The 9341-nt window shown below is 61.5% G+C and carries 9 protein-coding genes; 7 read left to right on the top strand and 2 right to left on the bottom strand.

The genetic code is table 11. The features are described 5' to 3' along the window. Window positions 1–359: 359 nt before the first annotated feature. Window positions 360–668, bottom strand: coding sequence for a helix-turn-helix domain-containing protein (locus IH881_19230; GenBank protein ID MCH7869834.1), 309 nt, complete (start codon window positions 666–668; stop codon window positions 360–362). Window positions 669–1211: 543 nt separating this feature from the next. Here IH881_19230 and IH881_19225 point away from each other — a divergent pair. Further along, window positions 1212–2009, top strand: coding sequence for a hypothetical protein (locus IH881_19225; protein ID MCH7869833.1), 798 nt, complete (start codon window positions 1212–1214; stop codon window positions 2007–2009). Window positions 2010–2271: 262 nt separating this feature from the next. Here IH881_19225 and IH881_19220 read toward each other — a convergent pair whose 3' ends face one another. Beyond that, window positions 2272–2820 (bottom strand): cupin domain-containing protein, encoded by a 549-nt coding sequence (locus IH881_19220; GenBank protein MCH7869832.1) that lies wholly within the window; start codon window positions 2818–2820, stop codon window positions 2272–2274. Window positions 2821–2972: 152 nt separating this feature from the next. On the opposite strand from IH881_19220, the gene IH881_19215 reads away from it, so the two are divergent. The 6 genes from IH881_19215 to IH881_19190 all read left to right on the top strand — a co-directional run bounded on the left by IH881_19215 (window position 2973) and on the right by IH881_19190 (window position 9052). Beyond that, on the top strand, window positions 2973–4475 hold the full coding sequence (locus IH881_19215) for a CoA-acylating methylmalonate-semialdehyde dehydrogenase (protein MCH7869831.1): 1503 nt from the start codon (window positions 2973–2975) through the stop codon (window positions 4473–4475). Window positions 4476–4505: 30 nt separating this feature from the next. Then, window positions 4506–5795, top strand: a complete 1290-nt coding sequence (locus IH881_19210; GenBank protein MCH7869830.1) for an aspartate aminotransferase family protein — start codon at window positions 4506–4508, stop codon at window positions 5793–5795. A 26-nt stretch (window positions 5796–5821) separates the two neighbouring features. Continuing rightward, the gene (locus IH881_19205) at window positions 5822–6409 is read left to right on the top strand and encodes a hypothetical protein (protein ID MCH7869829.1); all 588 of its coding nucleotides are present in this window, start codon (window positions 5822–5824) and stop codon (window positions 6407–6409) included. Window positions 6410–6485: 76 nt separating this feature from the next. Then, the gene (locus IH881_19200) at window positions 6486–6755 is read left to right on the top strand and encodes a MoaD/ThiS family protein (GenBank protein MCH7869828.1); all 270 of its coding nucleotides are present in this window, start codon (window positions 6486–6488) and stop codon (window positions 6753–6755) included. A gap of 58 nt (window positions 6756–6813) precedes the next feature. Further along, window positions 6814–8550: an aldehyde ferredoxin oxidoreductase gene (locus tag IH881_19195; GenBank protein ID MCH7869827.1), complete on the top strand. Its 1737-nt coding sequence runs from the start codon at window positions 6814–6816 to the stop codon at window positions 8548–8550. Window positions 8551–8554: 4 nt separating this feature from the next. Beyond that, window positions 8555–9052 carry a DUF2255 family protein gene (locus IH881_19190; GenBank protein ID MCH7869826.1) on the top strand — a complete coding sequence of 166 codons (498 nt, stop codon included), beginning with the start codon at window positions 8555–8557 and terminating at the stop codon, window positions 9050–9052. Window positions 9053–9341: the final 289 nt, after the last annotated feature.

Genomic DNA, 9341 nt, shown 5'->3' with positions numbered 1-9341 from the left:
GTACCCATGCTCGACCCGCATGGGCTGGCCAGGGGCGGGCCGCGATGTCGGGTGCACACGCCGCGGCGGGCCTGGATGCTCGTCTTCTCATCGGCCGACAGGATGCAATCGTCCGTCGACAGACGCCGCCCTCGCCAGAGCCCGGCATAGAGGTCGAGGATTCGCGCCGCCTTCTCCTCGAAGTCCGGGTCGCGCGGGAAGAGCCAGCTGCGAGGATGCCAGGGCCGGATGGCGTCCTCCGCGAGCCAGCGCCACACGGTCGTCTCGCCGATCGAGGCAACGAGACCGCGCTAACCGCCTCCCGGCGAATCTCCGGCACGCTGAGGCGCGAGAGGGGCAGCCCGTGCTCGTGGGGCAGTTCACATGCGAGGGCCTTGACTGCGACCACCCCGTTGGGGGGAAAAGCGCGCCGGGCGTCCGCGCCGCTCCCGCTCATCAAGGCCGGCGAGGCGTTGCTCAAAGAAGCGCTTGCGCCACTTGCTGACAATCTGTCGCGGGGTGTCCAGTCGGGCGGCAATCTGGTCGTTGCTGAATCCTTCTGCGGCGTAGAGCACGATCCGCGCCCGGACAACCTCTCTATACGGTGACGTATACTTTCGGGCCATCGCTTCCAGCGCAGCTCGTTCCCGCTTGCTGAGACGAATCCGATACGGACTTTTTCTGGGCATGTTTCCACCATTCGGAGGAAGGAAATGGGGAGAGGATGCGCCAGCCCAGCTGATTTCGCCACAAATTATACGTCATTGTATTTATAGAATAGAGTACTAAGCGAAGACAAAGCGCCGGCAAGAAAAGGCTCTCCCACGACTCTCACGCGAGTGCCGTGATGAATCTCGGGGGGTGTTGGCGTTGGCCGCTGGGATCGCAACCCTCGCGATGCTCGCCGGAGCCGCCAATTCGCCTGATCCAAGGCATCGCGCACCGGGCTCCCCCGGCCCCAAGCGGGCGTAATTGCCGCTTTGGGACAGCCAAAAACCGGCGTACCGCACCGATTGACCGGCTTCACCATCGAGAAAATAGTCCTTGACCTTCCGCACCCGGGCAGGCAGAATCAGCCGAAAGCACTAGGGTCCGCTCGGTCTTTGCCATGGCGGGCCACTGGCGGGACGAAGCTCGGCTGCCGACTCGACGACGCGTAACGTTCGGATTGCGGTCTCTCGGCATCCCAAAACATCACGCCACAGCAGCATCTCACCACAAGGAGATTTGAAATGAAGTCTTTTCGATCAATACTCATATTGCTGCTGTCGGTGACCACCGCACTGATGCTTGCCCACTCCGCCGCAGCAATGGGCGGCAAGGGCGCCGGAGCCGCCGTGGTGATCAGCTCAGTCCTTCTGATCAATCCCAACGTTCCGGGGGATCAATTCATTACTGCCGAGATTGCCGGCGGGGGATTCCTGGGCGGCAATTTCGTGGAGGTCACCCTGAACGGTGGTGACGCCCTCGCCCTCAGCGAGGTGTCCGAGACGCTGATCATCGCGAAGATCCCCACAATGACGCCGGATGGCGATTACACGCTCACGGTGAGGACTGGCGATCAGAGCAAGCAGACTGACTCCACGATGATCGGCCTGGGGGGCGAAATGATCGTCTCTTGTATCAGCTGGTTCAGATCGGGTCCGCAAGACGAGCACGTCCATACGGAGATTCACGTCGAGGACGAGAACGGGAATGCCATCATCGGCGCAATCGTGACCTGGACATCCGCGAACGACACGGTCGGCGTCTACCAGACGAACGTCAGCGCGACATTCGACAACGACGGGCACGCTACCGAACTAATTACTTGTCCTGGTGAGGTATCGGGCTCTGGAGTCACCGACTGGTTCTGCTGTATCGGCGCCGGAAAGTGGGATGGTGACATTCCGGGCAAGCGGGCCTGCGATGCGGGCTTGTACACCACCGTAATCCTCGACGTCGCCGCACCTCCTCAAACCAACATGACCTGGAATGAGAAGGCGTCAGAACTGGAGGCCACAATCACCCTCGATCCGATAGATCAGTAGACTGCTGTACTCTCCTCGGGGCCGACAGGCGATGACGACCGTCTGTCTGCCCTTGGGTTTGGCGTATCGCATTGCTTGCTCCCATGGAACGTCACACGTACGCCGATCGCGAGCTTGAATAGTTGGATACTTGAATAGTTGGATGCAAAGCGCCCCCGTCTCCTTCGAGGCGGGGGCGCTTTGCATGAGTATTTCGGCTCAAAAATCCGGCATCACACCGATGGACTCTCAAGATCCCGATGGTATCAGCGAGATGTGGAAGTCAGAAGCTCGGCGGACTGCAGGCGCTCACCACCTCGCAACAATCGTTGCCGACGTTGCGGAAGTGGTGCGGGCGCGAGCTGTCGAAGTAGTACGCGTCGCCCGGGCCCAGGACATGGCGCTCGCCACTGACCGTAACCTCGAGGCGGCCCCGGATCACCACCCCCCCCTCTTCGCCGGAGTGGGTGAGCGCAAGCTTTCCGGTGTCGGCACCTGGCTGGTAACGCTCGTGCAAGATCTGGATGCTGCGGCCGGCGATATGGTGTCCCACCTGTCGGAACGAGACTTTGCCGCCTGCGATCTCGACGAGATCGCCGCTGCGGTAGATCACGGGCACAGATTCGCTGGGCTCGTCTGCGAAGAAAGCCGCGAGATGCATGGGGATTCCGTCGAGGATGCGCTTCAGCACGGCTACCGATGGGTTTAGCTTGCCCGATTCGATCAGCGAGATCGTGGCGTTGCTGATTCCCGAGCTCTTGGCGAGCTTGCGCTGGGACAGGCCGTTGGCCTCTCGCACCTGCCGAAGCCGGGTTCCAATTTCTGGGGCCATGACGAACCTCCGTTAATTCGTTTAGGATCCTCAATATACCACGAACGCAAGCTAAATAAATCCACTATTTACGGCCTTGCAAAATAACTCTTGTTGATTTAACTGAACAGCGAGACACTGCAGCCTCTCAGAAACACAGCAAGGAGCACTGAATGCGCGGCAAGACAGAGATAATTTCCCACTGGATCGACGGAAAACGCCAAGACAGCGTTTCAGGCCGCTCGGGTCCAGTGTTCGATCCGGCAATGGGCCAGGAGAGGGCCCGCGTCGGATTCGCCAGCGTCGAAGAGGTCGATAAGGCCGTCGAGGCGGCAAAAGCCGCTTTCCCTGCGTGGAGGGATACTTCCCTCACCAAGCGCGCCCAGGTCATGTTCGCCTTCCGCGGCCTGCTCGACGACGCCAGTTTCGAACTGGCGGAAATCATCGCCAGCGAGCACGGCAAAACCAAGCCGGATGCCCGCGGCGAAGTGCAGCGCGGCCTGGAGACCGTGGAATTTGCATGCGGGATTCCTCAGCTTTTAAAGGGAGATAGCTCGATCCAGGTCTCGACGGGGATCGACATGACGTCAGCGCGCGAGCCCCTCGGCGTCGTGGGCTGCATCACGCCCTTCAACTTCCCGGCCATGGTACCGCTCTGGATGATTCCGATCGCGATCGCTTGCGGCAACACGGTGGTATTGAAGCCCTCTGAAAAAGATCCCTCGACCGCCAATCGGTTGGCTGAACTGTTTTCCAAGGCCGGGCTGCCAAATGGCGTCTTCAACGTGATTCACGGTGACCGCGTCGCAGTGGAGCGCCTGATCGAACACCCGGACGTGGCTGCTCTCAGCTTTGTGGGCTCTACGCCGGTTGCCCGCGCTATTTACGAAGGCGGTGCTCGCCACGGAAAGCGCGTGCAGGCCCTCGGCGGAGCGAAGAACCACATGCTGGTGCTTCCCGACGCCGACATGGACCTCGCCGCCGACGGGGCGGTCTCGGCCGCCTTCGGCTCGGCCGGTGAGCGCTGCATGGCAATCTCCGTGGTGGTGACGGTGGGCGATGCCGCCGACCGTCTGCTGCCGAAGATCCAGGAACGCATGGCGAAGCTCAAGATCGGCTCGGCCGCGGACCCCGCAGCCGAGATGGGCCCCCTCATCACCGCCGAACACCGGGACAAGGTGGTCTCCTACATCGATTCAGGAATCGAGGAAGGCGCCGAGATCGTCTGTGACGGGCGCGGGATCAAGGTTCCCGACTACGAGGAAGGCTACTTCGTCGGCCCCACGCTCTTCGATCACGTGAGCAAGGACATGAAGATCTACCGCGAGGAGATCTTCGGGCCGGTGCTCGCAGTCGTGCGGACCGAGAGCTACACCGAAGCCATGGACCTGATGAATGCAAATCCCTACGCTAACGGCACGGCCATCTTCACAAACGACGGCGGGGCCGCCCGGCGGTTCCAGCGTGAGATCCAGGTGGGCATGGTGGGGATCAACCTGTCGATTCCAGTGCCGCTCGGCTTCTATTCCTTTGGCGGCTGGAAGAACTCGCTCTTCGGTGGCCACTCGATCTACGGCCCCGACGGCGTGCACTTTTACACTCGGCCCAAGGTCGTGACGACCCGTTGGCCCGACCCAGAACACCGTGGAGTCGATCTCGGCTTCCCGAGCAGTTGATAGAAATCTAGCAATCAAGGAGCGTACGTTATGCAGACCCAGAAGCTCTATGACGAGTACATGATCACCAGCATGGTGGCGGGCTTCGAGCCCATCGAGGTGGAATCGGCCCAGGGTACCCGGATCCGATCCACCAACGGCGATGAATATCTCGACTGCTTCAGCGGTATTTCCGTCGTCAATGCAGGGCACGGACATCCGAAGGTCATTGCCGCCGCGAAAGAGCAGATGGACAAGCTGATTCACTGCTGCACCTACATGTACTACAACCCGAGCGCCGGCCGATTGGCCGAGGCGCTGGCCCGGATCACCCCCGGCGCGCTGCAGAAGACCTTCATGGGCAACTCGGGCGCCGAGGCCATCGAAGGCGCCATGCGCCTGGCCCGGCACTACACCGGGCGCGACGAGTTTGTGTCGCTTACCCATAGCTTCCACGGCCGCACCTACGCCACGCTCTCGATCACCGGAAACAGCTCGCGCAAGCATTCCGGCGGGCCCTTCATGCCGGGCGTAACCTTCGCGCCAGCGCCGTATTTCTACCGCTGTCCCTACGGTTCGACGACCGAGGCCGAATGCGCTGAACGCAGTGCTGAGGGACTCGCCAAGGCGATCCAATTCCAGAGTTCGGGCAACATTGCGGCGTTCATCGCCGAGCCCATTCTCGGTGAGGGCGGGATCCTCGTGCCCCACGAGAGCTACTTCAAGTTGGTGAAGGAAATCCTCGCGGAGCAGGACATCCTCTTCATCTGCGACGAAGTCCAGACCGGTTTTGGACGGACCGGCAAGTTCTTTGCCATCGAGCATTACGACGTCGAGCCCGAGATCATGACAATGGCCAAGGGCATCGCCGATGGTTTTCCGTTGGGCGCATTCATTGCGCGCCCGGATGTCGCGGACGCCTTCACCCCGGGTTCACACCTGTCGACCTTCGGCGGCAATCCCGTGAGTTGCGCAGCGGGTCTGGCCAACGTGGGTGTGATGCAGGATGAGCAGCTCCCCGAGAACGCGGCGGCGCGCGGCGCTCAACTGATGGACGCTCTCAAGCCGCTCGAGGACGAACTCACACTCGTGGGCGAATTGCGCGGCAAGGGACTCATGATTGGTCTGGAACTCGTCACGGGTGACGACAAGACTCCGGCAGACACCGCCGCCAAGGAAGTGAAGAAGCGCTGCCGCGAGGCGGGAATCCTGATCGGCGTCGGCGGTACCTATGCCAACGTGGTTCGCTTGCAACCTCCGCTGGTGCTTACCGAGGAGGAGGCCGCCCAGATCGTCGACATCCTGTCCAAGGTTCTTCGGGACGTAAACGGGAGCCTGTGACGGGCGCTAGAGAGAGATAAAGAGCCGTGAGGAAATTGGAAGGTACGCTGGTCTCGGTCCATACGGGGAGCAAAGGCGAATACAAAGCCGGCGATTCCGAGGACTACAGCAAGCGGGCGAAGACGTCCGTGCAGGTGGAGTTGGACGGATTCGTGGGCGACAGGCACCGCGGTTTCGAGCGTGTTGCCCAGTCCTACGATATCGACCCCACCGGGACCATCAGGCGCAACGAACGCCAGTGGACCGGCGTGTCAGTTGAGGAATTGGCGATCATCGCGGAGCGACTCGACCTGAACGAGCTCCTCATGGCCGCTACCCTCGGAGCCAACATTTGCGTGGAAGGCATTCCCGAGTTCTCGAAACTCGCCCGGGGCAGCCGGCTCGTCTTTCCATCTGGAGCCGTGCTAGTCATTGAGGAGTGCAACCCACCGTGCGCGGACATAGCGGATCAGATCGTTGCCGCCCATACGACGCGCTCCGGGGAGCCGGTCGCCGGGAAAATGTTCCCGAAATACGCAATGGAGCTGCGGGGAGTTAACGGGGTTGTCGATGTGGCGGGGTTGATCGAGCCGGGTGATCGGGTGATCGTCGAGGTGCACGAATCGTCAAAATAGAGGACTCGGCCACCGCGCAGGTGCGTCCTCGGCTATTCTCAGACACGCTCTGAACACGAAGGTGGAGGTAAAGTACGTGCCCAAGGTAGAGGTTCCGCCGCGCTACCGGGGACCTACGAGCGGTCTTGGTCTCATCGAAGTCGACGCTGACAGCGTGCGATCGAGTATCGAAGCCGTCGAGGTCATGCATCCCGGATTTCGCGAGCTCATTCTCGACGATGACGGCAATCTCCGCCGCTTCGTGCGCCTTTTCTTGAACGGCGAAGCGCTCGACCGAGACGCGGTAGACTCGCCCGTCTCAGATTCCGACCACATCCAGATTCTGGCGGCCGTAGCGGGGGGCTAGCACGACTTACTGACGGCCCCCGTCAGGGTGGTCGCGAAATTTTCGAAGGAGAAAAGAAATGACAGATCCCACCACCGGAGATCGGCTGATCCGAGTCGATATGAGTTTTCACGTCGTGTCCGTCGAGCCCTATCCAGAAGAATGGAGGATGCTCGGAGGTCGCGCCCTGTCCGCAAAGATCCTGCTCGACGAGTGCGACCCGACCTGCGATCCGCTCGGTCCGGACAACGTGCTCGTGTTTGCGCCCGGCGTGCTCGCGGGGACCGCCGCTCCGACTTCCGGTCGTCTCTCGGTCGGCGGCAAGAGCCCGCTCACCAACGGCATCAAGGAATCCAACGTGGGTGGCAATCCCGGACAGCACATGATGAAGCTCGGTTACCGCTGCATCATCGTGAAGGGACAGCCCGCCGACGCCGATCGTCGTTACGCACTCGAGATCACGGCCGACCGTGTCAGCCTGGTCCCTGCGGACGAGCACAAGGGCAAGTGGAACTACGCGCTCATCGATGACCTGGCCAAGGTCTACGCAAAGACCGCTTCGTTCATCTCGATCGGACCCGCGGGCGAGATGCGACTGACGGGCGCTTCGGTCGCCTGTACGGACGACGAGCAAAATCGACATCCGGCGCGCCACGCCGGTCGGGGAGGGCTCGGTGCCTTGATGGGCAGCAAGGGCCTCAAATTCATCGTGATCGACCCCGGGAAGCGCCCGGTGCGCAAGCCGGCGAAGAAGGAGTTCTACGCCCTCGGTAAGAAGTACACAAAGACCTACAAAGCCGGCCCAGCCCTGGAGCCGTTCCCGAAGTGGGGCACGAGCGCAATCGTGGAAGAGGCGAATCAGCTCTACACCTTCCCCTATAAGAACCGGACCGAGGGCCAATCGCCCGACGTCTACAATCTCGATGGCATGCGCATCGTGGAGAGCTTCGAGGAGCGCGGCGGCGGCATGCACAACTGCATGACGGGCTGCATCGTTCAGTGCAGCAATATCGTCCACGACGCGGAAGGCAACTACAAGACATCTGCTCTCGAGTTCGAGACCTTGACCCTGCTCGGTTCGAATTGCGGGATCGGCAGCTGGGAAGATGTTGCCGACCTCGATCGGCTGTGCGACGAGATCGGTGTCGACACGATCGAGACCGGCGCCGCGATCGCGGTCTACATGGATTCGGGAGGTATGGAGTTCGGTGATGTCGAAGGGGCGAAGCGCATCCTTCGCGAAATCGCCGAGGGCACCGAACTCGGTCGCGCGATCGGCGACGGCGCGCTCGCGATCGGTAAAAAGCGCAAGCACCATCGGGTTGCCACGTTGAAGGGACAGGCGCTCCCCGCCTGGGATCCGCGTCCCCTCAAGGCCGCGGGCGTTACCTACTGCACCAGTCCCATGGGAGCCGACCACACTGCGGGACTCGTCGTCGAGCCGGGCCAGGACTACGAGGAGGCGGTGCAGGCCTCCCAGGAATCGCAGATCCTGAACGCCGTGATCGACTCGTCGGGTTTCTGCCAGTTCTTGATGACGAGCCTCGACGAGGTCCGCGAGTTCTTCGGCCTGTTCTACGGCGAGGAAGTGACGCGGGAGTGGATTGGAGATCTAGGCTGGAACTGCCTCGAGGACGAGTGGGAGTTCAACCGCCGGGCAGGATTCGGTGCGGAGGACGACCTGATGCCAGACTGCATGAAGAAGGACGCGATCGGTCCGACGAATTTGGTCTGGGACGTGGACCCGGAGCTCGTGTCGCGGATGTACACGCGGTTCGAGCCCCGCGATGAACTTTTTGAAGCCAAGCCGAGCTGACCGCATGAATCATCAAGCGACGAACGCATCCAGGCGATGCGTGGCAGCGTTCGTCGCTGGGGTGGCGGTGCTGGCGGTCTCCGCATTGTCGGGTTGTCAGCCAGAAGACGAAACACCCGGACTCTGGCTCAACGGCGAGACCGTCTCGGAACGGGTCGATGACTGGAGCTTCGCGAGCGACGTCGAGGAGATCTTCGTCGAGACCCGACCCTGGTACGGCATTCCACACTCGACGACCATCTGGTGCGTAGAGGTCGGTGGCGAGCTGTACATCGGATCTTACGGAGACGAGAAGAAGACCTGGGAGGAGAATCTCGTCCGCGACCCAGATGTGGTGCTCGCCATTTCGGGAAAGCTCTATGAAGTGACCCTGGCGCAGGTGACCGATTCTGGCCGGGTTGAAGCACTCGACGCTGCTTATGCACAGAAGTACGACATGGTTGACGTCTTCGGCGAAGACGTGCCAGATTGGTGGTACTACCACGTCGCCGCGCGATCGTGACGCGTAGCTGACGCCCGGCCTCGGTCCCTACTGCAGTCCTATATAGGCAAGCTCGTCAGCGCTTCCGCCGTTTCGACCGGAGCCGTAGAGCGACTAGGGTTCCAGCCCCCACAGCGAGAGCTGCGTTCGCGGATGGCTCGGGAACGAATTGGATTTGCGCGTCAGCGATGCCCGCGTAGTACCAATTGTTCACACACCCCCCACAATCAGAAGGTTTGACATTGACTCGGGCCAGGAAGGGACTCACGAGGGTCAGCGTTCCGAGGCCAGATTCGGTACGGAGATCCGT

Source organism: Myxococcales bacterium (assembly GCA_022563535.1).
GTDB lineage: Bacteria > Myxococcota_A > UBA9160 > UBA9160 > UBA4427 > DUBZ01.
This window is presented reverse-complemented; position numbering and strand designations above follow the sequence as displayed.